26 protein-coding genes are annotated in these 26017 nt (G+C 72.4%); 21 read left to right on the top strand and 5 right to left on the bottom strand.

The window, feature by feature from the left end; genetic code table 11:
• Window positions 1-331 precede the first annotated feature (331 nt).
• Window positions 332-688: an arsenate reductase family protein gene (locus tag ON36_RS14790; RefSeq protein ID WP_043652898.1), complete on the top strand. Its 357-nt coding sequence runs from the start codon at window positions 332-334 to the stop codon at window positions 686-688.
• Window positions 689-691: 3 nt separating this feature from the next.
• Here the strand turns inward: ON36_RS14790 and ON36_RS14785 are convergent, their stop codons facing one another.
• Entirely contained in the window at window positions 692-1222 is a 531-nt protein-coding gene (locus ON36_RS14785; RefSeq protein ID WP_043652895.1) for an NUDIX hydrolase, read from the bottom strand.
• A 54-nt stretch (window positions 1223-1276) separates the two neighbouring features.
• Between ON36_RS14785 and ON36_RS14780 the strand changes: the two genes are divergently transcribed.
• A complete protein-coding gene (locus tag ON36_RS14780; protein WP_043652892.1) occupies window positions 1277-1657 on the top strand; it encodes a nitroreductase family deazaflavin-dependent oxidoreductase in 381 nt (126 codons plus the stop codon).
• Here the strand turns inward: ON36_RS14780 and ON36_RS32740 are convergent.
• The gene (locus ON36_RS32740; protein ID WP_052313998.1) at window positions 1630-2532 is read right to left on the bottom strand and encodes a DUF4873 domain-containing protein; all 903 of its coding nucleotides are present in this window, start codon (window positions 2530-2532) and stop codon (window positions 1630-1632) included. The genes ON36_RS14780 and ON36_RS32740 overlap by 28 nt on opposite strands.
• Entirely contained in the window at window positions 2529-3422 is an 894-nt protein-coding gene (locus ON36_RS14770) for an AurF N-oxygenase family protein (protein WP_043652890.1), read from the bottom strand. The genes ON36_RS32740 and ON36_RS14770 overlap by 4 nt, the downstream gene beginning before the upstream one ends.
• 106 nt (window positions 3423-3528) lie before the next feature.
• Here ON36_RS14770 and ON36_RS14765 point away from each other — a divergent pair, with 106 nt between their 5' ends.
• The gene (locus ON36_RS14765) at window positions 3529-4266 is read left to right on the top strand and encodes a TetR/AcrR family transcriptional regulator (protein ID WP_052314000.1); all 738 of its coding nucleotides are present in this window, start codon (window positions 3529-3531) and stop codon (window positions 4264-4266) included.
• Here ON36_RS14765 and ON36_RS14760 read toward each other — a convergent pair.
• The gene (locus tag ON36_RS14760; RefSeq protein ID WP_052313997.1) at window positions 4220-5434 is read right to left on the bottom strand and encodes a DUF418 domain-containing protein; all 1215 of its coding nucleotides are present in this window, start codon (window positions 5432-5434) and stop codon (window positions 4220-4222) included. The genes ON36_RS14765 and ON36_RS14760 overlap by 47 nt on opposite strands.
• A gap of 125 nt (window positions 5435-5559) precedes the next feature.
• Here ON36_RS14760 and dop point away from each other — a divergent pair, with 125 nt between their 5' ends.
• From dop to pafA, 5 genes are all read left to right on the top strand, one after another.
• Entirely contained in the window at window positions 5560-7059 is a 1500-nt protein-coding gene (gene dop / locus ON36_RS14755; protein WP_043652887.1) for a depupylase/deamidase Dop, read from the top strand.
• Window positions 7060-7174: 115 nt separating this feature from the next.
• Complete coding sequence (locus ON36_RS14750) at window positions 7175-7369, top strand: ubiquitin-like protein Pup (RefSeq protein WP_043652918.1); 195 nt, start codon at window positions 7175-7177, stop codon at window positions 7367-7369.
• Window positions 7370-7431: 62 nt separating this feature from the next.
• A complete protein-coding gene (gene prcB, locus ON36_RS14745) occupies window positions 7432-8202 on the top strand; it encodes a proteasome subunit beta (RefSeq protein ID WP_083885149.1) in 771 nt (256 codons plus the stop codon).
• Window positions 8199-8954, top strand: coding sequence for a proteasome subunit alpha (gene prcA, locus ON36_RS14740; RefSeq protein WP_052313996.1), 756 nt, complete (start codon window positions 8199-8201; stop codon window positions 8952-8954). The genes prcB and prcA overlap by 4 nt, the downstream gene beginning before the upstream one ends.
• A gap of 165 nt (window positions 8955-9119) precedes the next feature.
• Entirely contained in the window at window positions 9120-10478 is a 1359-nt protein-coding gene (gene pafA / locus ON36_RS14735; protein ID WP_218001204.1) for a Pup--protein ligase, read from the top strand.
• 365 nt (window positions 10479-10843) lie between these two features.
• On the opposite strand, the gene ON36_RS14730 is transcribed toward pafA, so the two are convergent.
• Window positions 10844-11503 carry a TetR/AcrR family transcriptional regulator gene (locus tag ON36_RS14730; RefSeq protein WP_052313995.1) on the bottom strand — a complete coding sequence of 220 codons (660 nt, stop codon included), beginning with the start codon at window positions 11501-11503 and terminating at the stop codon, window positions 10844-10846.
• A 126-nt stretch (window positions 11504-11629) separates the two neighbouring features.
• Here ON36_RS14730 and ON36_RS14725 point away from each other — a divergent pair, with 126 nt between their 5' ends.
• The 13 genes from ON36_RS14725 to ON36_RS14665 all read left to right on the top strand — a co-directional run bounded on the left by ON36_RS14725 (window position 11630) and on the right by ON36_RS14665 (window position 25965).
• Window positions 11630-12781 (top strand): acyl-CoA dehydrogenase family protein, encoded by a 1152-nt coding sequence (locus ON36_RS14725; protein ID WP_043652878.1) that lies wholly within the window; start codon window positions 11630-11632, stop codon window positions 12779-12781.
• Between the two features lie 13 nt (window positions 12782-12794).
• On the top strand, window positions 12795-13547 hold the full coding sequence (fabG, locus tag ON36_RS14720) for a 3-oxoacyl-ACP reductase FabG (RefSeq protein WP_043652875.1): 753 nt from the start codon (window positions 12795-12797) through the stop codon (window positions 13545-13547).
• Between the two features lie 13 nt (window positions 13548-13560).
• The gene (locus ON36_RS14715) at window positions 13561-14718 is read left to right on the top strand and encodes an acyl-CoA dehydrogenase family protein (protein ID WP_043652873.1); all 1158 of its coding nucleotides are present in this window, start codon (window positions 13561-13563) and stop codon (window positions 14716-14718) included.
• Window positions 14719-15963, top strand: coding sequence for an acetyl-CoA C-acyltransferase (locus ON36_RS14710; RefSeq protein ID WP_043652870.1), 1245 nt, complete (start codon window positions 14719-14721; stop codon window positions 15961-15963).
• Window positions 15964-15972: 9 nt separating this feature from the next.
• On the top strand, window positions 15973-17466 hold the full coding sequence (locus ON36_RS14705) for a long-chain-fatty-acid--CoA ligase (RefSeq protein WP_043652868.1): 1494 nt from the start codon (window positions 15973-15975) through the stop codon (window positions 17464-17466).
• A complete protein-coding gene (locus ON36_RS14700; protein WP_043652867.1) occupies window positions 17463-17918 on the top strand; it encodes a MaoC family dehydratase in 456 nt (151 codons plus the stop codon). Before ON36_RS14705 ends, ON36_RS14700 begins: the two co-directional genes overlap by 4 nt.
• Before the next feature lie 63 nt (window positions 17919-17981).
• Window positions 17982-18977 (top strand): helix-turn-helix transcriptional regulator, encoded by a 996-nt coding sequence (locus ON36_RS14695; RefSeq protein WP_083885147.1) that lies wholly within the window; start codon window positions 17982-17984, stop codon window positions 18975-18977.
• Window positions 18974-19957, top strand: a complete 984-nt coding sequence (locus ON36_RS14690; RefSeq protein ID WP_043652861.1) for a helix-turn-helix transcriptional regulator — start codon at window positions 18974-18976, stop codon at window positions 19955-19957. Before ON36_RS14695 ends, ON36_RS14690 begins: the two co-directional genes overlap by 4 nt.
• Window positions 19954-20982 carry a 2-dehydropantoate 2-reductase gene (locus ON36_RS14685; RefSeq protein WP_043652858.1) on the top strand — a complete coding sequence of 343 codons (1029 nt, stop codon included), beginning with the start codon at window positions 19954-19956 and terminating at the stop codon, window positions 20980-20982. The genes ON36_RS14690 and ON36_RS14685 overlap by 4 nt, the downstream gene beginning before the upstream one ends.
• A 92-nt stretch (window positions 20983-21074) precedes the next feature.
• On the top strand, window positions 21075-21341 hold the full coding sequence (gene tatA, locus ON36_RS14680; RefSeq protein ID WP_043652854.1) for a Sec-independent protein translocase subunit TatA: 267 nt from the start codon (window positions 21075-21077) through the stop codon (window positions 21339-21341).
• Between the two features lie 89 nt (window positions 21342-21430).
• Window positions 21431-22381, top strand: a complete 951-nt coding sequence (gene tatC, locus ON36_RS14675; protein WP_043652852.1) for a twin-arginine translocase subunit TatC — start codon at window positions 21431-21433, stop codon at window positions 22379-22381.
• Window positions 22382-22384: 3 nt separating this feature from the next.
• The gene (locus tag ON36_RS14670) at window positions 22385-25081 is read left to right on the top strand and encodes a DEAD/DEAH box helicase (protein ID WP_043652849.1); all 2697 of its coding nucleotides are present in this window, start codon (window positions 22385-22387) and stop codon (window positions 25079-25081) included.
• Between the two features lie 155 nt (window positions 25082-25236).
• Window positions 25237-25965, top strand: coding sequence for a DUF4333 domain-containing protein (locus ON36_RS14665; protein ID WP_043652846.1), 729 nt, complete (start codon window positions 25237-25239; stop codon window positions 25963-25965).
• Window positions 25966-26017: the final 52 nt, after the last annotated feature.

Below are 26017 nucleotides of genomic sequence, written 5' to 3'. Positions count from 1 at the left end.
CGGCGGCGCAGCTCGCGGCGGGCGCGGCGCCCGCGGACGGGGCGGACGCGACGAGCGCGGCCGTGGCGGCGGCCGCGCCGAGGACGGCGGCGAACCGGCGGACGACCGGCGCCTGGGAAGGAATGCTCACCGGGCGGTGTCTCCTCGTGGTGGGTGCGGGGGGAGGGGGCACGGCGCATCATTCCAGCTCCGGCCCGCGCGCGCGGCGTTACGCCGGGAAGCCCTGCGCGCCAGGTGGTTCGGTGTCGGCCGGGCGCGCGCGACCCCGGTGTCGCCGCGTCCGGAGCCGACCGCGGGGCCGCGGTCGGCGCACCGGCGCTACGCTGCACCGATGACCGAGATCTGGCACAACCCCCGCTGTTCCAAGAGCCGGAACGCGACCGCGCACCTGGACGCGGCCGGTGTCGGCTACACCGTGCGCCGCTACCTGGAGGACCCGCCCTCGGCCGACGAGCTGCGCGCGGTGCTGGCCCGGCTCGGCGCCGAACCCTGGGACATCACCCGCACGGGCGAGCGGATCGCCCAGGAGCTGGGCATGGCGGACTGGGGCCGGACCGAGGCCGACCGGGATCGCTGGGTGCGCGCGCTGGCCGAGCATCCGCAGCTGATCCAGCGACCGATCGTGCTCACCGCCGACGGCGGCGCCGTGGTCGCGCGCGACGAGGAGTCGCTGCGCTCGCTGGACTGACGGTCAGCGCAGCAGCCGGTCGACGACCGCGCGGGTGTCGGGGACGAACGGCCACGCCGGGTCGGCCAGCCGCGCGCGCAGTCGCGCGTCGGTCCACCACCAGCCGCCGGCGATCTCGCCGGGCTGGAGGTGGACCGGACCGTCGGAGCGGAATTCGTAGACGAACAGGTGGCAGCGCAGCGGCCGCCCCGCCCACGCCCCGTCCCAGGACGTCCGCACGCGCAGCGGGAGGGTGGTGCCGTCGGGCACGGTGAGCCCGAGTTCCTCGCCGAGTTCGCGTCTCGCGGTGGCCGCGGGTGTCTCGCCGGCGCCGACCACGCCGCCCGCCACGCAGTCGTGCAGACCGGCGAAGACCAGCTTGGTGTCGGTGCGCCGGTGTACGTGGACGCGGGTCCCGTCCAGCGAGCGGACCAGGACCCCGGCGCTCGCGTGCCAGAGGCCCTCGCGATAGACGGTGCCCCGGTCGGCGGTGCCGATCACCGCGCCCGTCGCGTCGTACACGGCCAGCGGTTCCCGTTCCGGATGCGCGGACATCGGCCGAGGGTACCGTGGGATCCGACGCCGTCACCCCGCGAGAGGACACCGGCGATGGTGCTGCCGCGAAGCCTGGCCCGATTCAACCGCCGGGTCACCAATCCCGTCCTCGGCACGCTCGCCGGGCGGGTGCCGCCCCTGGCGGTGGTCGAACACCGCGGCAGGCGCACCGGCGCCGCCTACCGCACGCCCGTGCTGCTCTTCCACGCCGCGGGCCGCTACCGGATCGCGCTCACCTACGGCCCGGACACCGACTGGGTGCGCAACGTCACCGCGGCGCCGGAGTTCGTCCTGTACACCCGTGGCGCGCACCTGCGCGTGGGACGCGCGACGGTGCACCGCGACCCGTCGGCGGACTGGGCGCCGCCGGTGGTCCGCGACGTGCTGCGCGCGATGGAGGTCCGGTACTACCTCGAGGCGGAATCGCTGCACTGAGCGCGCGAGCGGCCGTACGGTGGCGGCCCGGTCCCGGTGACCCGCAGGCCGCCCCACGGGTCGCGCTCGGCGAGCGTGACGGCCACCGCCTCGCCGTCGGTGCGGAGCGCGGCGCTGACCCGCAGCCGGGTGGGCAGGGGAGCGGCGGGGTCGGCGGCGCGCACCCGGCCGTACCAGTGGTAGCGGCCGTCGATCGGGTCCGGATGCCCGGCCAGCGTGGCGGTGACCGCGATGTCCTCGCCCGGGAGCTCGAGGACCGCGGGACCGGCGTAGTCCCAGGCCGGTTCGCGGTCGGCGGCGACGGTGAGATCGAAATGTCGTGCGGTGCAGCGCCGCACGGCCCGCCGGTGCGCCGCGTCCCGGACGGCGGGCGGCTTGGTCCCGCTGACCACGTAGGCCGCCAGCCGCCTGCTGCTCTCGTGCTGACTGCTCGCGCGCACCTCGATCCGGGTGGCCGCCACCCGCTCCGTGTGCCGGATCAACCCGGCCAGGCAGCTCGCGCGGGCGCGGCGGCTGCGCGGCGAGAGCGGCCGGGCGGCACCGGAATCCGGGCCGTCCAGCAGGAACAGGTTCGGGAAGCCGTGCACGGCGAGGCCGAGCAGGGTGCGGGGCCGCGGGGCCAGCACCGCCGAGAGCTCGCGGGCGCCGCGCCCGTACACCGGCAGCGCCGGCCCGTCCGGTGGGCACGGCAGGCCCGTGCCGAGCACGACCAGCGGGCTGCGCACCACGCGCCCGTCGGCGAAGCGCGCCCGCCAGGCGTCGGCGTCCTCGTCGAAGGTCAGCTCGTCCGGGGCCGGTGCCCCCGTGACCGGCCTGCCCAGGGCGGCGGCGAGCAGCCGCCGGTCGCGATCGGGGCCGAGTACCAGCACGCTCATGCCAGTCCCACCCGTCGCCACAGCCGCTTGCCGATCGGGCCGAACAGCCCGTTGCGGTCGAGGAAGGCGGTCAGTTCGGCCGCGCCCTGGGCCCGCACCCGGCGGGCGTCGGGGTTGGCCAGCGCCGCGCGGCGGCAGGCCCGGCCGTCCAGCCCGGCCCGGTCGTAGGCGTGCCGGTTGGTGATCAGGGCCGCGAAGAGCGGACCGGCGGCGGCCACGCAGAGCCGGATGTAGGCGCGTTCGGCGGCGGAGATGTGCGAGACCCGCCGGGCGAGGGCGTCGCGGGCGAACCCGATGTGGCGGGCCTCCTCGGTGACGTGGATGCGCATGGCCCGTGCCACGATCGGCTGCAGCTGCGGATCGTCGAGGATGCGGCGCTGGACCGCGTCGAAGATCTCCTCGCCGACCAGCGCCGCGACCCACACCATGTTGCCGCGCAGGACCAGCGGCAGCGCCGAGATGGCGAGCCTGCCCGCGGGGCGCGGCCAGTACGGCCGCGCCTCGATGCGCTCGATCAGCTTGCCGAACATGAGCATGTGCCTGCACTCGTCGCCCATCTCGGTGAGCACGTAGTGCGCGGTCGGGGAGGTGGGGTCGCCGTGGAGCAGTTCGCGCAGCAGCAGGCGCTCGAGCAGGTTCTCGAACCAGATGCCGACGGAGAGGATGTTGGCCAGCTCCTGGCGCGACAGTTCCCGCCGGGTGGCGGGCGGCAGGGCGTCCCAGATCGCGGTGCCGTGCAGGGACACGACCTCGGGGGGCAGGAAGTACCCGTCCGGGTCGAGCGGCGCGTCCCAGTCGAGGTCGACGGCGGGTTCGTAGGATCGGCGGACCGAACCGGCCAGCAGCCGGCGGGAGAAGGCATCACGGGCGGAAACGGCGTTGTTCCCCATGTCAGGCTCACTCTCGGGCGTACCCATATAGGTGATACAAGGTGTATCACTTATGTTAGTGCAACAGGGCGTAACGGTCAATGTGCCTGCGGGTATCGTGGAGGTCGTGACAGCTTCCGTCGACCCCGCAGCGCCCGCCGAGACCCCGGTGGCCGACGGCCGCGCCACCCGGTGGCAGGGGCACAAGGAGCGCCGTAGGGCCGAGATGATCGACGCCGCGATCGAGGTCATCGAGGAACACGGGCTCGAGATCTCCGTGCAGCTCATCGCCGAACGGCTCAACCTGCCGCGCCCGGTGGTCTACCGGCACGTCGGCGGCCGCGCCGACCTCGACCGGCTGGCGCGCAGGCGCATCCTGGAACTGCTGCTGGCCGAGCTGCTGCCCGCCCTGCAGCCCGACGGCACCCTGCGCGACGCGGTGCGCGGCGCGGTCGGCACCTATCTCGGCTGGATCGACGCCCACCCCAACCTGCACCGCTTCCTCAGCGAGGAGCCGACCAAGGATCCCGACGCGGCCACCCTGTCCGGCGCGGGCAGGCAGATCGGCGGTCAGCTCGCCGACATGTTCGCCGTCACCCTGGCCCGCTTCGGGATCGAACCCGCCCGCGCCCGGCCCATGGCCTTCGGCATGATCGGCCTGGTCGACGGCGTCGTCGGCAGCTGGCGGTCCGATCCGGAACCGGTCCTGACCACCGAGCAGGTCCAGGGCATCCTCACCGAATCGGTGCTCTCGCTGTTCGAGGGCAACGCCCGCAGCCTCGGCGTTCCGCTGCAACGCGATTCGCTCGTCGCCGACCTCATCGTCGCGCCGGAAGCGGGTCCGCCGCCCGCCGAGCGTTTCTGACCCGGCGGTTCTCCCCGGACAGCACCCGGTAGCCGCTGTGCCAGAACCACTCGACCGGGCCACGGTCGAAGCGGCGCAGCCACAGGTGCGCGGCGGCCACGATGATCACGACCACCACCACGTAGATCGCCACCGTGAACGGCACCCGCGCCTCGGGCGAGACCCGGGACGCGAGCCCGAAGCCCCAGCCGTAGCACAGGATCGAGGCGACGAGATTCTGCAGGATGTAGCAGCTCAGCGCCGTGCGGCCCACCTCGGTCAGCCGCCTGCCCGCCCAGCCGACGCGCGGTCGGCGCAGGAAGAACTCCGCGACCAGCGCGAGGATGCCGAGGGCGACCAGGGGAGCGGTGCCGTACCGGGTGAACACGATCAGGTCGCCGCCGCCGAAGATCCCGACCAGCAGGTCGATCGGCGCCGCGACACCGAAACCGAGTACCAGCAGCCATTTCCGCAGCCGGGCGCCCGCCGCGGTGAACACCCCGGCGCGGAACAGGAAGGCGCCGGTCAGGAACAGCGCGATCGACATCGGGAACACGAACACCGGTTCCAGCCGGAAGACGAGCGCGTGCTCGGCCCGGAACACCACCAGGTCCCAGAACGACCCGTCGGCATAGGGATTCGGGTCGGGCAGCCGGGCGGGCGGCTGCTCCGCCGCGGGCGCGAGGGCGAAGGCCGCCGCGATCAGGGTCAGCATGCCCACGTGCACGGCGGCCGCGGCGATCAGCCAGCGCCGCTGCGCGCGCTCGCTCGTCGCCAGCACGTAGGCGACGACGAGGCCGGTCACCGCGTAGCCCATCAGGACGTCGAACTCGGCCACCAGCAGGAAGTTCAGCACGCCGTCGAGGAACAGCAGCACCGCCCGCCACGGGTAGGTGCCCGGCCAGGGCCGCCCGCGCCGCAGCGCCGAGCCCTGCTGGATGGCGAGACCGACGCCGAACATGACCGTCAGCAGGCCGAGGAACTTGCCCTGGGCCAGTTGCTGGAGCACGCGCTCGGTCCAGTCGGCCGCCGTCTCCGGCGTGCGGCCCAGTTCGTCCAGGTAGCCGGGCATGCCGGCCACGTTCGTCAGGATCCAGATGTTGGTGCCCAGCGTCCCCAGGATCGCGATCCCCCGGAGGACGTCCAGCGCCGGAATGCGGCCCGGCGCGACCTCTGCTGCCTCGCTCATCGCTCGATGATCGCCGCCGTCGCCGTACCCGGACATCGTCCGCGAGGACGACCACGGGTATGACATCCGCCGCGCTGAGGGCCAACGCCCGATATCCGGTCGACCCCGTCAACTAGGCTCGACCCATGCAGCGCATCATCGGAATCGAGGTCGAATACGGCATTTCGACCCCCACGGAGCCGACGGCCAACCCGATCCTCACCTCCACGCAGGCCGTGCTCGCCTACGCGGCCGCCGAGGGGGTGCCCCGGGCCCGGCGTACCCGCTGGGACTACGAGGTCGAATCGCCGCTGCGTGACGCGCGCGGGTTCGACCTGAGCCGGATGAGCGGCCCCGCGCCGGTGATCGACGCCGACGAGGTCGGCGCGGCCAACATGATCCTCACCAACGGCGCCCGGCTCTACGTCGACCACGCCCACCCCGAGTACTCCGCCCCCGAGGTCACCGACCCCCTGGACGCGGTCATCTGGGACAAGGCGGGCGAGCGGGTCATGGAGGCCGCGGCGCGGCACGCCTCGAGCGTGCCCGGCGCCCCGCGCCTGCAGCTCTACAAGAACAACGTCGACGGCAAGGGCGCCTCCTACGGCACCCACGAGAACTACCTCATGAGCCGCGACACCCCGTTCAGCCACATCATCGCCGGGCTGACCCCGTTCTTCGTCTCGCGCCAGGTGGTCTGCGGGTCCGGGCGCGTCGGTATCGGCCAGTCCGGTGACCACGCGGGCTTCCAGCTGTCCCAGCGCGCGGACTACATCGAGGTCGAGGTCGGCCTCGAGACCACGCTCAAGCGCGGCATCATCAACACCCGCGACGAGCCGCACGCCGACGCCGACAAGTACCGGCGCCTGCACGTGATCATCGGCGACGCCAACCTGGCCGAGTGGTCGACCTACCTCAAGGTCGGCACCACCGCCCTCGTGCTCGACCTCATCGAGGCGGGCGAGGACCTCACCGAGTTCCAGCTGGCCCGCCCGGTCACCGCCGTGCACCAGATCAGCCACGACCCGAGCCTGCGCGCCGTGGTCGCCCTCGCCGACGGCCGCGAGCTGACCGGCCTTGCGCTGCAACGGCTCTACCACGAGCGGGTCGCCAAGTTCGTCGACCGCGAGGGCACCGACGACGCGCGCGTGCGCGACATCCTCGACAAGTGGGCGCACGTGCTCGATCTGCTCGAGCGCGACCCGCTCGACGCCGCGCACCTGCTGGACTGGCCCGCCAAGCTGCGCCTGCTCGAGGGCATGCGCAACCGCGAGGGCCTGGGCTGGGGCGCGCCGAAACTGCATCTGATGGACCTGCAGTACTCCGACGTGCGCCTCGACAAGGGCCTCTACAACCGCCTGGTCGCGCGCGGCTCGATGGAACGGCTGGTCACCGAGCAGCAGGTGCTCGACGCCATGCACAACCCGCCCACCGACACCCGCGCCTACTTCCGCGGCGAGTGCCTGCGCCGATTCGGCGCCGACATCGCCGCCGCCAGTTGGGATTCGGTGATCTTCGATCTCGGTGGCGATTCGCTGGTGCGCATCCCGACGCTGGAACCGCGCCGGGGCACCAAGGCCCATGTGGGCAAACTCCTCGACTCCTCGAACTCGGCGGCGGATCTGGTGGACCAGCTCACGCACTGAGGGCGCGGTGCGGCGACAATCCCGTAGCGAATGGACCATTCTGTCGGTTGTCGTCGGTAGGGTTGAAGAACGAGCACGAATGAGGGCTCACGAGGGAAAGAGGAGGTCGGCTGCCATGGCACAAGAGCAGACCAAGCGCGCCGGGGGTGGCGACGAGGACGAAGGCCCCGAGGGCGCGGACGCGGCGGGTCAGGAGCGCCGGGAAAAGCTCGCGGAGGAAACCGACGACCTGCTCGACGAGATCGATGACGTGCTCGAGGAGAACGCCGAGGACTTCGTGCGGGCCTACGTGCAGAAGGGTGGCCAGTGACCTCAGACCCGTTGCGCCTCCACGCGGGCAACGCGCTGTCCTCGTTCACCGAACATCTGCGGATGCACGCCCCGGACCTGCTGCCCGCCAGCAGGTTCGGTGGTTCGGAAGGCTCCGCCGCCGACCTGGCGCCGCACGGCACCACCATCGTCGCGGTCTCCTTCCGCGGTGGTGTGCTGATCGCCGGTGACCGCCGGGCCACCATGGGGAACCTGCTGGCCAGCCGCGACATGGACAAGGTGTACATCACCGACACCTTCTCCGCGGCAGGCATCGCCGGTACCGCCGGGATGGCGATCGAGATGGTGCGGTTGTTCGCCGTGGAGCTCGAGTACTACGAGAAGATCGAAGGTGTCCCGCTGACCTTCGACGGCAAGGCCAACAAGCTGTCGAAGATGGTCCGCGACAACCTGCCCGCCGCGATGCAGGGCCTGGCCGTGGTGCCGATCCTGGTCGGCTTCGACGACCAGGCCACCGACCCCGACCGGGCCGGGCGCATCGTGTCCTACGACGTGGTCGGCGGGCGCAGCGAGGAGCGGCACGGCTACACGGCCGTCGGCTCGGGTTCGCTGTTCGCCAAATCCTCGCTCAAGAAGCTCTACGCGAGCGGGATCGACGCCGACCGCGCGCTGCGGATCGCGGTGGAATCGCTGTTCGACGCCGCCGACGACGACACCGCCACCGGCGGTCCCGACCTGGTCCGCGGCATCTTCCCGACGGCGGTGCTCATCGACGCCGAGGGCGCGGTCGAGGTCGAGGAAGCGCGCCTCGCCGAGATCACCCGCGGCATCGTCGCGGACCGGGAAGCCCAGGAAGGGGGTGCTTCGGCGTGACGCTGCCGTACTACGCCTCGGCCGAGCAGATCATGCGCGACAAGACCGAGCTGGCCCGCAAGGGCATCGGTCGCGGTCGCAGCGTGGTGGTGCTGGTCTACGACAAGGGCGTGCTGTTCGTCGCCGAGAACCCCTCGGCGACGCTGCACAAGGTCAGCGAGCTCTATGACCGCATCGGGTTCGCGGCGGTCGGCAAGTACAACGAGTTCGAGTCCCTGCGGCGCGGCGGCATCCTGCAGGCCGACCTCAAGGGCTACCAGTACGACCGGCGCGACGTCACCGGCCGTGGCCTGGCCAACCTGTACGCGCAGACCCTCGGGTCGATCTTCACCGATCAGCTCAAGCCCTACGAGGTGGAGATCGTGGTTGCCGAGGTCGGCTACCCCGAACAGCAGAGCAACGCGGTGCTCTACCGCATCACCTTCGACGGGTCCATCGTCGACGAACGCGAGTACGTCGTCATGGGCGGCACGACGGAGCCGATCGTCACCGCGCTCAAGTCCTCCTACAAGGCGGGCCTGAGCCTGGAGGCGGCGGTGAAGGTCGCGACCGACGCCCTGCAGGCCGGCTGGCCCGAAGGCGACCGGGACAAGCGCACCCTGGGGGTGTCCTCGCTCGAGGTGGCCACCCTCGAGCAGGCGCGCCCGCGGCGCGCGTTCCGCAGGCTCCAGGGCGCGGCCCTGGAGAAACTGCTGGCAGCGACGCCGCAGACGGGTGTGACCGAGGTGAATCTGCCCGGCGACGGCGACTGATCGCCCCCGCCGGACGGCGAAAGGGCCCGTGTACCCAGGGGTACACGGGCCCTTTCCGTGGGCGCTCCGCCCGGCCGGAGTCGGTACGAATCGTTGCCAACACGTATGCATATGGGATGTCGGAGGCCCCGCGCGGTGTCGGTGTGTCCGGGTAGTGTCGATGGTGTGCAGCGACGAATCATGGGGATCGAGACCGAGTTCGGTGTGACATGCACCTTCCACGGTCACCGTCGGCTGTCCCCCGACGAGGTGGCCCGGTACCTGTTCCGCCGGGTGGTGTCCTGGGGCCGTAGTTCCAACGTGTTCCTTCGCAACGGTGCCCGGTTGTACCTCGACGTCGGATCGCATCCGGAGTACGCCACCGCCGAGTGCGACTCGCTGGTCCAGCTGGTCACCCACGACCGCGCCGGCGAACGGGTGCTGGAGGACCTGCTCATCGACGCCGAGCAGCGGCTGGCCGAGGAGGGCATCGGTGGCGACATCTACCTGTTCAAGAACAACACCGACTCCGCGGGCAACTCCTACGGCTGCCACGAGAACTTCCTCGTGGTGCGCGCGGGCGAGTTCTCCCGGATCTCCGACGTGCTGCTGCCGTTCCTGGTCACCCGCCAGCTGATCTGCGGCGCGGGCAAGGTGCTGCAGACGCCCAAGGCGGCCACGTTCTGCCTGTCGCAGCGCGCCGAGCACATCTGGGAGGGCGTCTCCTCGGCGACCACCCGCTCGCGCCCGATCATCAACACCCGCGACGAGCCGCACGCCGACGCCGAGAAGTACCGGCGCCTGCACGTCATCGTGGGCGACTCGAACATGGCCGAGCCGACGACGATGCTCAAGGTGGGCACCGCCTCGCTCGTGCTCGAGATGATCGAGGCCGGGGTGTCGTTCCGCGACTTCGCCCTGGACAACCCGATCCGCGCCATCCGCGAGGTCAGCCACGACCTCACCGGCCGCCGCCCCGTCCGCCTGGCCGGCGGCAGGCAGGCCAGCGCGCTCGAGATCCAGCGCGAGTACTACGCCCGCGCGGTCGAGCACCTGCGTAACCGCGACCGCGACCCGCAGGTCGACGCCGTGGTCGACCTCTGGGGCCGCACCCTCGACGCCGTCGAGGCGCAGGACTTCGCCAAGGTCGACACCGAGATCGACTGGGTGATCAAGCGCAAGCTCTTCCAGCGCTACCAGGACCGCTACAACATGGAGCTGTCCGACCCCAAGATCGCCCAGCTCGACCTGGCCTACCACGACATCAAGCGCGGCCGCGGCGTCTTCGACCTGCTCCAGCGCAAGGGCCTGGCCAAGCGGATCACCGAGGACGAGGCCATCGACGCCGCGGTGGAGACCCCGCCACAGACCACCCGGGCCAAACTGCGCGGCGACTTCATCACCGCCGCCCAGGAGGCCGGGCGCGACTTCACCGTCGACTGGGTACACCTCAAGCTCAACGACCAGGCGCAACGGACCGTCCTGTGCAAGGACCCGTTCCGTTCGGTCGACGAGCGGGTGGAGCGGCTGATCGCCAGCATGTAGCTGTGTTGTCTGAGCGCTGGCGCGCTCGGGTCGCGGCCTTTCAGGGCCCGACGACCAGCGGGGCGGGACTCGTGCCTTCGGCACATGGTCCCGCCCCGCTGGTCGTCGGGCCGGCCGCGACGCTCGCTGCGCTCGCTGGGCCTCCTCGAGGTCGGCCCGGGTGTGGTTGTGTCGGGCGGGGTCGGTCTGGGCGTGGGTGCGTGGGTGTGTCTGTCCCAGGCCGGCTGCGACGCTCGCTGGGCCGCTCGAGGTCGGCCCGGGTGTGGTTGCGGCGGTTGTGTGGGGTGGGCCGGTCGGGGCGCGGACGGCTGCGGCGCGGGGCGCGCTCGCTGGGCTACTCGGGTTCGGCGGGGCGCGTGGTCGCGTCAGTCGGGGTCGGGTCGCGTGGGGGCGGCGGTGGGCGGGGGAGCGCCGGGGCGGGTGCTCAAGCCGGTGACGAAGGCGTCGAGGGCCAGCTCGAAGCTGTCGTCGTCGATCTCCTGGGCGACCGCGCGCAGGCGGTGCGCCTGGTTCAGGTGGGGGTAGCGGTCGCGGTAGACCTGTACGTCGTCGGCGAAACCGCCGGCGAAGGAACCGACGGTCGAGCCCATGACCAGGTAGCGGGTGGCCGCGCCGATCATGGTGGCCTCCCTGGGCGGCCAGCCCGCGCCGACGAGGCCGCCGTGGACGGCGTCGGCGGCGCGCAGGTTCTCCGCCCGGCGGCCGGGGCCGGCGGCGAGGTAGGGCACGAAGTTGGGGTGCGCGGCCAGGGCGGCGCGGTAGGAGCGGGCCCAGTCCAGCAGCGCGGTGCGCCAGTCGCGTTCGCCGAAGGACGAGGTGTCCACCCGGGCCATGATGCCGGTGGCGATGCCGTCGAGCAGGTCGTCCTTGTTGGGGTAGTGGCCGTAGAGGGAGGCGGCCTGCACGCCGAGCTCGGCGGCGAGTTTGCGCATGGACAGCTCCGCGAGCCCGTCGCGGTCGATCATCGCCAGTGCGGTCTCGCGGATGCGGTCGCGGCTGAGCAGCGGCACGCGGGGCCTCGCCATCGGTAACTCCTTCGGGGGTCGGGTGTCGAAAATAGCACTGCGCGAAGCCGGGTCTTGAAAAACCGAACACCGTTAGGATACGGTGCGGACGTCAAAACTAACACTGTTCGGTTGAGGAGACCGCCGATGGATCTCACCCTGCCCCCGGCCCACCGCGACCTGCGCGAGCTCGCCCGCGACTGGGTCGACAAGGAGGTCGTGCCCTTCGCCGCGCAGTGGGACCGCGCCGAGTCGGTCGATCCGGCGATCGTGCCGCGGCTCGGCGAGCTCGGCTTCCTCGGCATCGGGATCGACGAGGAGTACGGCGGCTCCGGGGGCGACGCGCTGGCCTACTGCGTCCTGCTCGAGGAACTCGGCCGCGGCGACTCCGCCGTGCGCGGCATCGTCTCGGTCTCGCTCGGGCTCGTCGCCAAGTCCGTCGCCGCCTACGGGACCGAGGAGCAGAAGCGGCGGTTCCTGCCGGCGCTCTGCGCCGGCGAGCAGCTCGGCTGCTTCGCGCTCACCGAGCCGGGGACCGGATCGGACGCGGCGAACCTGGCCACCCGCGCCGTCCGCGACGGCGAGGACTGGATCCTGGACGGCACGAAGATCTTCATCACCAACGGCACCTGGGCCTCGGTGGCGCTGGTGTTCGCCCGCACCGGCGGCCCGGGCCCCAAGGGCGTCACCGCCTTCCTCGTCCCCACCGACACGCCGGGCTTCGGCCGGTCGGAGATCCACGGCAAGCTCGGCCTGCGCGGTCAGGCCACCGCCGAACTCGTCCTCGAGCGGGTGCGCGTTCCCGACGCGCTGCGGCTGGGCGAGCCGGGGCAGGGCTTCCGGATCGCCATGGCCGCGCTCGACAAGGGCCGGATGGGCGTGGCCGCGGGCTGCGTCGGGCTCGCGCGGGCCTGCCTGGAGGCGGCCGTGCGCTACGCCGGGGAGCGCGAGCAGTTCGGCAGGCCGATCGCCGGATACCAGCTGGTGCAGGAACTGCTCGCCGACATCGCGGTGGACACCGACGCCGCCCGGCTGCTGGCCTGGCGCGCGGCCGACCTCGTCGACCGGGGCGAGCCGTTCGGCACCGCCGCGTCCATGGCGAAACTGTTCGCCTCCGAGGCCGCGGTCAAGGCGGCGAACAACGCGATCCAGGTGTTCGGCGGCTACGGCTACATCGACGAGTACCCGGTCGCCAAATACCTGCGCGACGCGCGCGTGCTCACCCTCTACGAGGGCACCACCCAGATCCAGAAACTGCTCATCGGCCGCGCCCTGACCGGCGTGAACGCCATCGCCTGACAAGGAGAACCCCGTGACCCGCAGAACCGCCTTCGTCACCGGCGCCGCGCGCGGCATCGGTGCCGCCACCGCGGCCCGCCTGGCCGCCGACGGGCTCGCCGTCGCCGTGGTCGACCTCGACGCCGCCGCGGCCGAGGCCACCGCCGAGAAGATCACCGCGGCCGGCGGCGTCGCGCTCGGCGTCGGCGCCGACGTCGCCGACGAGAGCGCGGTCGCCGACGCGGTCGAGGCCGCCGTCGCCGCGTTCGGTTCCCTCGACGTGCTCGTCAACAACGCGGGCGTCCTGCGCGACAACCTGCTGTTCAAGATGTCGGTGGACGACTGGGACACCGTCATGTCGGTGCACCTGCGCGGCGCGTTCCTGTGCAGCAGGGCCGCGCAGCGGCACATGGTCGCCGCGAAGTCCGGCGCGATCGTCAACACCTCCAGCGTCTCCGCGCTGGGCAACCGCGGCCAGGCCAACTACGCCGCCGCCAAGGCAGGCATCCAGGGCCTGACCCGCACGCTCGCGATGGAACTCGGACCCTTCGGCGTCCGGGTGAACGCGGTGGCGCCCGGCTTCATCGCCACCGAGATGACCGCGGCGACCGCGGCGCGGGTCGGGGTGAGCGCCGAGGAACTGCAGGAGAAGACGGCCGCAGTGACGCCGCTGCGGCGGGTCGGTACCCCGGAGGACATCGCGAACGTGGTGGCCTTCCTGGCCTCCGACCAGGCCGGGTTCGTCACCGGCCAGACCGTGTACGTCGACGGCGGACGCCGTCTGTAAGCCAGGAGTTCCGTTGCAGCGCACAGTTTTCACCGACGAACACGAGGCCTTCCGCGCGACGGTGCGTGCCTTCGTCGAGTCCCGGGTCGTACCCGTGTACGACCAGTGGTACGAGGCGGGCATCGTGCCGCGCGAGTTCTACCACCAGCTGGCCGAACTCGGGGTGTTCGGCATCGAGGTCCCCGAGGAGTACGGCGGCGCGGGGATCGAATCGTTCAAGTTCCAGGCCGTCCTCATCGAGGAGGCGGCGCGGGCGGGCGTGTCCTTCGGCGGGTCGAGCGTGCACGTCGGGCTGTGCCTGCCGTACCTGAAGAGCCTGGCGACCGAGGAACAGAAGCGGCGCTGGCTGCCGGGCTTCGTGGCGGGCGAGCTCATGTTCGCCATCGCCATGACCGAACCGGGCACCGGCTCGGACCTGGCGGGCATGCGCACCACCGCCACCCGGTCCGCCGACGGCGACCACTACGTGCTCAACGGCGCCAAGACCTTCATCACCGGCGGGGTGCACGCCGACCGGGTCATCGTGTGCGCGCGGACCGCGCCACCCTCGGAGACCGACCGGCGCCACGGCATCTCGCTGTTCGTCGTCGACACGACCTCGCCCGGGTACACCGTCGGCCGCAAGCTGGACAAGCTCGGGCTCAAGGTGTCCGACACCGCGGAGCTGTCCTTCACCGACGTGCGCGTCCCCGCGGCCGACCTGCTCGGCGAGGAGCACCGCGGCTTCACCTACCTCGGGCGCAACCTGCCCCAGGAACGGTTCTCCATCGCGGCGGGCGCCTACGCCCAGGCCAAGGCCGCGGTGCGCTTCGCCGTCGAATACACCAAGGGGCGCACGGTCTTCGGCAGGCCGGTCGCGGAGTTCCAGAACACCAAGTTCGAACTCGCGGCCTGCCGCGCCGAGGTCGACGCCGCCGAGGCCGTGGTCGACCGGGCGCTCGAGGCGCTGGACGCGGGCACGCTCACCCCCGCCGACGCTGCCTCGGCCAAGCTGTTCTGCACCGAGGTCGCCTCACGGGTCATCGACCGCTGCCTGCAGCTGCACGGGGGCTACGGCTATATCACCGAGTACCCGGTGGCGCGCCTGTACGCCGACAACCGGGTCAACCGGATCTACGGCGGCACCAGCGAAGTGATGAAGACGATCATCGCCAAGGACATGGGGCTGTAGATGGGCGAGGCGTTCCTGGTCGGCGGCGTACGCACGCCGTTCGGCCGCTACGGCGGCGCCCTGGCGGGGGTGCGGCCCGACGACCTGGCCGCGCACGTGCTGACCGCGCTCGTGGCACGGTTTCCGGGCGTGGACTTCTCGGCCGTCGACGACGTCGTCCTCGGCTGCGCGAACCAGGCGGGGGAGGACAACCGCAACGTGGCGCGGATGGCGGCGCTGCTCGCCGGGCTGCCCACCGCCGTCCCCGGGGTGACGGTGAACCGGCTGTGCGCGTCGGGGCTCGACGCCGTGGCCGTGGCCGCGCGGGCGGTCAAGGCGGGCGATGCGGACCTGGTGATCGCCGGCGGGGTCGAGTCGATGACCCGGGCGCCGTTCGTCCTGGCCAAGGCGGGCGCGGCCTGGGGCCGGTCGGCCGAGTTCCACGACACGACCATCGGCTGGCGATTCGTGAATCCCCGTCTGCATGCCGCGCACGGCACCGACACCATGCCCGAGACGGCCCAGCGCGTGGCCGAGGAGTACGGGGTGTCGCGCGCGGATCAGGACGCGTTCGCGCTGCGCTCGCAGGAGCGGGCGGCCGCGGCGCGGTCCGCGGGACGCTTCGCCCGCGAGATCGCGCCGGTGCCGCTGCCGGAACCCCGCCGGGGCGCCCCCGAGCCGACGACCCACGGGAGCGTGCGGGCGGGGACGGCGGACGCGCACGCGGTGTCCGTCGACGAACACCCGCGGCCGACCACGCCTGCGGCGCTGGCCGCGCTGCGGCCGATTGTCCCCGGCGGGACGATCACCGCGGGCAATTCCTCCGGAGTCAACGACGGCGCGGCCGCGGTGCTCGTCGCCTCCGAGGCGGCGGTGCGCCGCTACGGGCTCGCGCCCCTCGCCCGGATCGGGGCGGGCGTGTCGGTCGGTGTCCGGCCCGGGGTGATGGGGATCGGTCCCGCACCGGCGACCGCGAAACTGCTGGCCCGCACCGGATTGTCGATCCACGACATCGACGTCGTCGAGCTCAACGAGGCGTTCGCCGCCCAGGCGCTCGCGGTCCTGCGTGACCTCGGGCTGCCCGACGACGCCGAGCACGTGAACCCCCACGGCGGCGCCATCGCCCTGGGGCATCCGCTCGGCGCGAGCGGGGCCCGCCTCGCCTTGACCGCCGCGCTCGAACTGGCCGACCGCGACGCCCGCCACGCTGTGGTGACGATGTGCGTCGGTGTCGGCCAGGGCACTGCCCTGCACCTGCGACGATGAGGTGACCCCATGACCGCCACCCTGTCCCTGGCGAGCATCCTCGCCGAACCCGCCCGGCGCCGCCCCGACCACCTCGCCGTCGTCGAGGGCCGCCACCGTCTCACCTTCGCCGAGCTGTGGCGCCAGGCCCGCGCGGTGGCGGGCGCGCTGCGGGCGCGCGGCATCGCGCCCGGCGACCGGGTCGCGCTGATGTGCCCCAACACCGTCGACTTCCCCCGCGCCTATTTCGGCATCCTCGCCGCGGGCGCCACCGTGGTGCCCGTGCACCTGCTGCTCACCGCGGGCGAGGCCGCGCACGTGCTGCGCGACAGCGGCGCCCGGCTGCTGCTGTGCCACGACCAGGTGGCGGCGGTGGGGCGCGCGGCCGCCGCCGAGGCGGGCATCGACTGCGTGGCCCCCGGCGACCTCGACGGCGAGCCGGTGGCCGCCTTCGTCAGCCGCGACCCCCTCGACACCGCGGTCGTGTTCTACACCAGCGGCACCACCGGCACGCCCAAGGGCGCCGAGCTCTCGCACCTGAACATGGTGCTGTGCGCGACGGTGAATTCCTTCGACGCCAACGAGGTCCACCGCGACGACATCGCGCTCGGCGCGCTGCCGCTGTTCCACGTGTTCGGCCAGACCGTCTCGATGAACTCGCACTGGCGGGTCGGAGCGACCCTGGTCCTGCTGCCGCGCTTCGAGGCCGCGGCGGCGATCGAGCTCATGCTGGCCGAGGGCGTCAACACCTTCCACGGCGTGCCGACCATGTACGTCGGGCTGCTCGACGCCGCGGCACGGACTGCCACCCTGCCCCGGCTGAAACTCTGCGTCAGCGGCGGCGCCGCGCTGCCACCACCGGTGCTCGAGGAGTTCGCCCGGGTCTACGGCGCCGACATCCTCGAGGGCTACGGGCTGTCGGAGACCTCCCCGACCGCCGCGGTCAACCAGCCCGCCCTCGGCACCCGCGCGGGCACGGTCGGGCATCCGGTGTGGGGTGTCGACGTCGAGATCGCCGATCCCGCCGTCGCCGACCGGATCGTGCTGCTGCCGACCGGGGAGACCGGCGAGGTCGTCGTCCGCGGGCACAACGTGTTCTCCGGCTACACCGGGAACCCCGAGGCCACCGCCCGCGCGGTCGTCGACGGCTGGTTCCGCACCGGCGACCTGGGCGTCAAGGACGACGACGGCTTCCTGCGCATCGTCGACCGGATCAAGGAGATGATCCTGCGCGGCGGCTTCAACGTCTATCCCACCGAGGTCGAGGCGGCGCTGCTGCGCCATCCCGCCATCGCGCAGGTCGCGGTGATCGGGGTGCCGGACCCGACCTACGGCGAGGAGATCGTCGCCGTGGTCGTGGCGTCGGCGCCGGTCACCGAGGCGCAGATCATCGACTACGCGCGCGAGCATCTCGCGCGCTACAAATACCCTCGCCGGGTGGAGTTCGTCGGCGAACTGCCGCTCGGACCCAGCCACAAAGTCCTCAAGCGCGTCCTGCGCGACCGGTTCGGAGGTGCCCGATGACCATCGATTTCCCCGACGTCGACTCCCTGCGCGCCGCGGTGGGCACCGAGATCGGCGTCAGCGGCTGGATCACCGTCGACCAGGACCGCGTCGACCGGTTCGCCGACGCCACCGAGGACCACCAGTGGATCCACGTCGACGCCGAACGCGCGGCGGCCGGGCCCTACGGCGGGACCATCGCCCACGGCTTCCTCACCCTCTCGCTCATCGTGCCCATCACCGCCGAGGTGATGACCGTCAGCGCGGCGCGGGTCGCGCTGAACTACGGGCTGGACCGGGTCCGGTTCCTCACCCCGGTCCCCGTGGGCGGCCGGTTGCGCGGCCGCGTCGCGCTGACCGCGCTGACCGAGGTGCCCGGCGGGGTCCAGGCGCACCGCACGGTCACCGTCGAACTCGAGGGCGCGGAGCGGCCCGCGTGTGTGGCCGAGGCGATAGCCCGCTACCTGCTCTGAGGTCTCCCACACAACCCACCGCCGCCGCGCACGCGGCGCGGGCGGACCATTACCCTCTATCGGGTGGCGATATCCAAGGTCGAGCGGCTGATGAATCTGGTCATCGCGCTGTTGTCGACCCGGCAGTTCCTGAGCGCGGAGCGGATTCGCGCCAGCGTGGCCGGTTACGAGGACTCCGCGACCGACGAGGCGTTCAGCCGCATGTTCGAGCGCGACAAGAACGAACTGCGCGACCTGGGCATCCCCCTCGAGGTGGGTCCGGTGGGACGGTTCTCGACCCTCGAGGGCTACCGCATCAACCGCGACGCCTACGAGCTGCCCGACATCGACCTCACCAGCGAGGAGGCGGCCGCCGTCGCCGTCGCCGTGCAGATGTGGGAGTCGCCGGAGCTGGCCGCCGCCGCCGAGGGCGCGCTGCTGAAACTGCGCGCGGCCGGGGTCACGGTGGAGACCGACTCCGCCTTCGCCTCGGTGCCCGCCGTGCCCGCCCGCACCCGGGGCTCGGAGCCGGTGCTCGGCAAGCTGCTGGCCGCGGTCGACGCGGGCCAGGCGGTGCGGTTCTCCCACCGCAGCGCCATCACCGAACCGTTCACCCGCCGCGACGTCGAGCCCTGGGGCGTGGTCACCCGCCACGGGCGCTGGTACCTGGTCGGCCACGACCGCGACCGCGACGACGTGCGCACCTTCCGGCTCTCCCGCATCGGTGGCGAGGTCACGCCGTACGGCCCGGAGAACGCGGTGCGCAAACCCGACGGCGTCGACCTGGGCGCGCTGGTCGAGCGGGTCACCGGCAGCGCGCCGGTCACCGGCACCGCCACGGTCTGGGTGGCGAAGGGGCGCGGCCGCGAACTGCGCCGCATCGGCCGCGAGATCGACGGACGCGAGCTGGCGGGCCGGGCGGGCACCGTCGTGGAGATCCCGGTGCGCTCGCGCGACTGGCTGGCCCGGCTGATCACCGGCCTCGGCCCCGACGTCCTCGTCCTTGAACCGGCCGATCTGCGCGCCGACGTCGTCGCCCGGCTGCGCACGGTGCTCGACCGCACGGAGGTCCGCTCGTGAGTTCGCGTCTGTCGCTGCGGCTCTCCCGCCTGCTCAACATGGTCCCCTACTTCCTCGCCAACCCCGGTATCAGCGCCGCGGAGGCCGCCGCCGACCTCGGTGTCAGCACCAAGCAGCTGATGAGCGACCTCAACCAGCTGTGGATGTGCGGCCTGCCCGGCTACGGCCCGGGCGACCTGATCGACCTGTCGTTCTCCGAGGACAGCATCGAGGTCACCTTCTCCGCGGGCATCGACCGGCCGCTGCGGCTGACCTCGACCGAGGCCACCGCGCTGCTGGTCGCCCTGCGCTCCATCGTCGAGATGCCCGGCATGGTCGACCCGACCGCCGCGCACGCCGCCATCGCCAAGCTCGAGTCCGCCATCGCCGGCGCCGCGCCGACCCCCGCGGCGGGGCCGGTCGCCCCGGTCGAGGAACCCGCGGTCGCCACCGTGCGCGCGGCGCTGGCCGCCGGGCACGCGCTGCGGCTGGTCTACTACTCGGCCAGCCGCGACGAGGTCTCCGAGCGCATCGTCGACCCGGTCCGGGTGCTGCTCGTCGACAACAACAGCTACCTGCAGGCCTGGTGCCGCCAGGCCGAGGGCGAGCGGCTGTTCCGCCTCGACCGCATCGAGGACGCGACCGAGCTCGACGAGCCCGCCCGCCCGCCGAGCACGCTGGCCGCCGATCCCGGCACCGCCCTCGGCTTCTTCGCCGACGACGCCGACCTGCCGATGGCCCGGCTGCGGGTGCGCCGCGACTACGTCTGGGTGCTCGACCAGTACCCGATGCAGCACCTCGGCGACGGCGACGGCGACAGCGACAGCATCGAGGTCGGCATGCGCTTCGCCGCGACCGACTGGATGGCCCGGCTGGTGCTCGGCTTCGGCGCGGGCGTGCGGGTGATCGGGCCGCCGGACCTGGTGCGCGCGGTGCGGGACCGGTCCGAGGCGGCCCTGGCCGCCTACGCGGCGGCGGGGCTGGAGACCGAACCGGCGTGAGTGTGCGTGTACTGGTCCTCGGTGCCGGGAGCGTCGGGGTCTTCGTCGGCGGTCACCTCGCGGCCGCGGGTGCCGACGTGGTGTTCGTCGGCAGGCAGCGGGTGCTCGACGACATCGCCGAGCACGGCCTGCACCTGACCGATCTCGACGGCGGCGCGGTCACCGTCGCCCCCGACCGGTTCGGGCTGTCGCTGGTTCCCGACGAGCCGGAGCGGGCCGACCTGGTCCTGGTCGCGGTGAAGTCGGCGGCCACCGCGTCGGCGGTGCGCGGCCTGGCGAGCCGGCTGCGGCCGGGCACCCCGGTGATCAGCCTGCAGAACGGGATCGGCAACGACACCGTCATCCGCGAGCACCTGCCCGGCTGCGTGGTGCTGGCGGGCATGGTCATGTTCAACGTGGTGCAGTCCGGCCACGGCCGGTTCCACCGGGCCAGCGACGGGGTCGTCGCGGTGCAGGACGACGTCGTGCTGAACCGGTTCGACGCGCTGCTGCGCGGGGGCGCGCTGTCGTGGCAGCGGCACCGCGACCTGCGGCCCGTGCAGTGGGCCAAGCTGCTGCTCAACCTCAACAACCCGGTCAACGCGCTGTCGGGGCTGCCGCTGCGCGAGGAACTGGCCGAGCGCGACTACCGGCGCTGCCTGGCCCTGGCACAGAGCGAGGCGCTGCGTGTGATGAGTGTCGCGCGGATCCGTCCCGCCCGGCTCACTCCCGTCCCGCCGGAGCTGATGGTGCGGTTGCTGACCGTGCCCGACCCGGTGTTCCGCCGCGTGTTCGGGCGCGTGCTGGCCGTCGATCCGCTCGCCCGCTCGTCGATGGCCGATGACCTGGCGCTGGGCCGGCGCACCGAAATCGATTGGCTCTGTGGGGAAATCGTGCGTCTCGGGCAGATGGTGGGGGAGCCGGCGCCGGTCAACCAACGGCTGGTCGACCTCGTCCGCGCCGCCGAGGAGGGCCACGGCAGGCGCTACAGCGGCAGCGGTCTGCTGGCCGAACTGCGCGCCGTCTCCCCAGCTGTCCGGCGTTGAACTCGTGATGAAATCCCATCCCCGGGGTCGGCGGCGGACACGGGGTGGCGGGTAGCATCGGTAATCACCACAGTCTTCGGAGGTAACTGATAATGGGCACGTTCAGCTGGACGCACCTGCTGATCATCGCGCTGCTGTTCGTTCTGCTCTTCGGCGCGAAGCGGCTCCCGGACGCGGCGCGCGGTCTCGGCCGGTCGCTGCGGATCTTCAAGAGCGAGGTCGGCCAGATGCAGTCGGAGTCGCAGGCTCCCGCGGCGCAGGCCCCCGCCCCGGCGCCCGCCGCCCCGCAGCAGCTGCCCGCCGCGCAGCCGCAGGCGGCGCCGGTCGCCGACCCGCAGCCGGGCCAGAAGTCGGTCTGAGCAGGCGACACCGAGCCGGGACGGCGACGACCGTCCCGGCGTTCTCCGCTGTCAGCCGCCGCACCGACGCCTAAGAGGCCACCACACCCATGCGCATCCCGTTCGATCCCCGGCGCAGCAAACGCAGGACCAACCCCGACGGCACCATGTCGCTGGTCGAGCACCTGCAGGAGCTGCGCACCCGGTTGCTGCTCTCGCTCGCGGCGATCGCGGTCACCACCCTGATCGGTTTCCTCTGGTACGCGCATTCCTTCTTCGGTCTCGAGAGCCTCGGCGAGATCCTGCGTGGCCCGTACTGCTCGCTGCCCGCGTCGGCGCGCGCCCAGCTGTCGCCCGACGGCGCCTGCCGCCTGCTGGCGACCGCGCCCTTCGAGCAGTTCATGCTGCGCCTCAAGGTCGGCTTCACCGCCGGCGTGGTGATGGCCGCCCCGTTCTGGCTCTACCAGCTGTGGGCGTTCATCACCCCCGGGCTCTACGCCAAGGAACGCCGCTACGCGGTCGGGTTCGTCGTCTCGGGCTCGGTGCTGTTCGTGCTCGGCGCGGTGCTGGCCTACGTGGTCGTCGCGCACGCCCTCGCCTTCCTGCTCACCATCGGCGACAACGTCCAGATCACCGCGCTGAGCGGCAGCCAGTACTTCGGCTTCATCATCCAGCTGCTGATCATCTTCGGTGTCAGCTTCGAGACGCCGCTGATCATCATCGGGCTCAACCTCGTCGGCGTGCTGACCTACGCCAAGCTCAAGGCGTGGCGGCGCGGGCTGATCTTCGGCCTGTTCGTCTTCGCCGCGGTGGTCACCCCGCAGGACCCGTTCTCCATGCTCGCGCTGGCGCTCGCGCTGACCGTGCTGTTCGAGTTCGCCGTGCAGTTCGCCCGCATCAACGACGCGCGGCGGGCCCGCCGCGAGGGTCAGGGCTGGGGCGGCCTGGACGACGACGAGGCGTCGGCGGTCGAGCGGCCCGACCCCATCGCGCGGGCGACGCCGCTGAGCGACGAGGAGAAAACCGCGCGCCCGGTGTCGGACTACTCCGATACGCTCTGACGGGTGACCGATTCTCCCGCGCGGAACACCGAATTGGACCGGTTCGCCGACCAGCTGAGCTTCGCGCTCGATCCGTTCCAGCGCACCTCCTGTGAAGCCCTCGAGGGGGGCCACAGCGTGCTGGTGTGCGCGCCGACCGGCGCCGGGAAGACGGTCGTCGGCGAGTTCGCGGTGCACATGGCCCTGGCCTCCGGCGGCAAGTGCTTCTACACCACGCCGATCAAGGCCCTGTCGAACCAGAAGTACGCGGACCTGACCGAGCGCTACGGCCGCGACCGGGTCGGCCTGCTCACCGGCGACCAGTCGGTCAACGCCGACGCCCCCGTGGTCGTGATGACCACCGAGGTGCTGCGCAACATGCTCTACGCCTCCTCCGACGCGCTGCGCGGGCTGTCCTATGTCGTCATGGACGAGGTGCACTACCTGGCCGACCGGTTCCGCGGCGCGGTGTGGGAGGAGGTCATCCTGCACCTGCCCGCCGACGTGCGGCTGGTCAGCCTCTCGGCGACGGTGTCCAACGCCGAGGAGTTCGGCGCCTGGATGGAGACCGTGCGCGGCGACACCGCGGTGGTGGTCGACGAGACCCGGCCGATCCCGCTGTGGCAGCACGTCATGGTCGGGCGGCGCATGTTCGACCTGTTCGACACCAAGTCCAGTGACCAGAAGGTGCTCGTCGACGAGGACCTGGTGCGCTTCATCCGCCAGCGCGAGGCCGCCGACCGCATGCACGGCTACGGCGGGCCGCGCGGGCGCGGCGGCCGGGGCGGCTTCCGGCCGCTGCCGCGCCCGGAGGTCCTTGCCCGGCTGGACGAGGAAGGGCTGCTGCCCGCCATCACCTTCATCTTCAGCCGCGCGGGCTGCGACGGCGCGCTGGCCCAGTGCCTGCGCTCGCGGCTGGACCTCGGCCGTCCCGAGGAATCCGACCGGGTCGACGAGATCATCGAGAAGCACACCGGCGACCTGCCCAAGGCCGACCTCGAGGTGCTCGGTTACTGGGAGTGGCGCGAGGCGCTGCACCGGGGGCTGGCCGCGCACCACGCGGGCATGCTGCCCGCCTTCCGGCACACCGTCGAGGAGTTGTTCGTGCACGGGCTCGTGCGCGCGGTGTTCGCCACCGAGACCCTGGCGCTCGGCATCAACATGCCCGCCCGCACCGTCGTGCTCGAACGCCTGGTGAAGTTCAACGGCGAGACACACGCCGAACTCACCCCCGGCGAGTACACCCAGCTCACCGGCCGCGCGGGCCGCCGCGGGATCGACGTCGAGGGGCACGCGGTCGTCCTGTGGCAGCCCGAGGTGAACACCAGCGCCGTGGCCGGTCTGGCCTCGACGCGCACCTACCCGCTGCGCAGCTCGTTCCGTCCGGGCTACAACATGTCGATCAATCTCATCGACCGGCTCGGCGCCGCCGAGGCCCGCGCCCTGCTCGAACGCTCTTTCGCCCAGTTCCAGGCCGACCGGTCGGTGGTCGGGCTGGTGCGCGGTATCGAGCGCAACGAGAGCGCCCTGCGCAAGCTGGAGAGCCAGCTCGGCGGGCCGGGGAGCGAGTTCCTCGAGTACCTGTCGCTGCGCGAGCGTCTCAAGCAGCGCGAACGCGAGCTGCAGCAGCGGGGCCGGGCCGACCGGCGCGGGGCCGCGGTGAAGTCGCTGATCGAGCTGCGCCGCGGTGACGTCGTCGCCATCCCGTCCGGGCGGCGGGCCGGGCTCGCGGTCATCCTCGAACCCGACCAGACCCCCGGCGACCCCCGCCCGCTGGTGCTGACCGAGGACACCTGGGCGGGCCGGGTGTCGGCCGCGGACTTCCCGACGCCCGCCGAGGCGCTCGGCCACATGCGCCTGCCGCGCCGCGTCGACCACCGCACCGCCCGGTCGCGCCGCGACCTCGCCTCCGCGCTCCGCGGCACCGGCATCTCGGCCCCGGGCCGGCGCAGGCGCAACGACCACACCGGCGCGGGCGACGACCGCGAGCTCAACACCCTGCGCCGCAGCCTGCGCTCGCATCCGGCGCACACCCGGCCCGACCGCGAGCAGCTCAGCCGCGTCGGCGAGCGCTACCACCGGCTCGTCCGCGAGACCGAGCAGATGCGCCAGAAGGTTGCCGCGACCACGAACTCGCTCGCCCGTACCTTCGACCGCATCGTCGGGCTGCTCGAGGAGCGCGGATTCGTCGACCACGGCGAGGTCACCGCCGACGGGCGCAGGCTCACCCGCCTCTACGCCGAATCCGATCTGGTGGTGGCCGAGTGCCTGCGCCAGGGGCTGTGGCGCGGCCTCGGCCCGGCCGAGCTGGCCGCGGTGGTCTCCGTGCTGGTCTACGAATCCCGCCAGGAGGCGGGCTATCTCGGCGCCGCCGGTCCCACCGCGCCGATCCGCCGCGCGGTCGGCGACACGCTGGGCGTGTGGTCGAAGCTGCGTGAGGACGAGGCCCGCCACAAGCTGCCGCCGACCCGGGAGCCGGACCTGGGTTTCGTCGAGGGCGTGCACAAGTGGGCGCGCGGCGACGGATTGGCGGAGTCGTTGCTGGCCAGCGGCGACCAGGGCACCCCGCTGTCGGCGGGTGACTTCGTGCGCTGGTGCCGTCAGGTGATCGACCTGCTCGACCAGATCCACAACACCGCCGACGACACCGAGATCGCCTCGACCGCGGCCAAGGCGGTGCGCGCGATCCGCCGCGGCGTCGTCGCGGTGGACGCCGCGTGATCGCGCCGGGCGCCGGAGCGGCGATGTCAACACCGGATCGGCGTCTGTGATTTGATTTCGTGGCGTACCGACCGTGGTGGAGGAGTCGTGCTGCAGCGGCGAGACTGGCGCGGGGGGCTACCGTATGTACTTTCGATGCGAGTGGAGGCGATCCGATGAGCGGCCCGTACGGACCGAACGGCCCCGGGGAGGGAAGCAACAACGACCCGACCCTGCACTGGGGTGGACAGCAGGGGCCCGGCAACGCCGGACCGACGCAGCAGTGGGGTGGTGCCGCCCAGCCGCCGCAGGGCCAGCCCGCCCAGCCCGGTCAGCAGTGGGGTGACCCCAACGCCCAGCAGCAGTGGGGCCAGCCCGCCCAGCCCGCCTCCCAGCCGCAGTGGGGTCAGCCCGCGCAGCAGCCGCAGCAGCAGTGGGGTCAGACCCAGCCTCCGCCGCAGGACTGGAACAATCAGGCCGCGGCCGCCCAGCCGCAGTGGGGACAGCAGCCGGGCGCGCAGCAGCAGTGGGGCCAGGCTCAGCAGCCGCAGCAGCAGTGGGGGCAGCAGCCGGCGGCGGGGCAGCCCGGCGCCAAGAAGGGCAAGGGCCTGATCATCGGCCTGGCCGTCGCCGCGGTCGCCGTGATCGCCATCGTCATCGCCCTGCTGCTGGTCTTCCTGTCCTCGGACGAGCTGGACAACACCGCCGTGCAGAACGGCGTGACCACCGTCCTGAAGGACTCCTACGGCATCTCCGACGTCAGCGACGTCAAGTGCCCGTCCGGCCAGAAGGTCGAGGTCGACTCCACCTTCACCTGCGACGTCAAGGTCAGCGGCGAGCAGAAGAAGGTCACCATCAAGATCACCAAGGACGACGGCACCTACGAGGTCGGCCGCCCGAGCTGATCCTTTCCGGCCACGGAACCCCGGGCGGACCGCATACTGGCGGTCCGCCCGT

It is taken from the genome of Nocardia thailandica NBRC 100428, assembly GCF_000308795.1.
In the GTDB taxonomy this organism is placed as follows: domain Bacteria; phylum Actinomycetota; class Actinomycetes; order Mycobacteriales; family Mycobacteriaceae; genus Nocardia; species Nocardia thailandica.
This window is presented reverse-complemented; position numbering and strand designations above follow the sequence as displayed.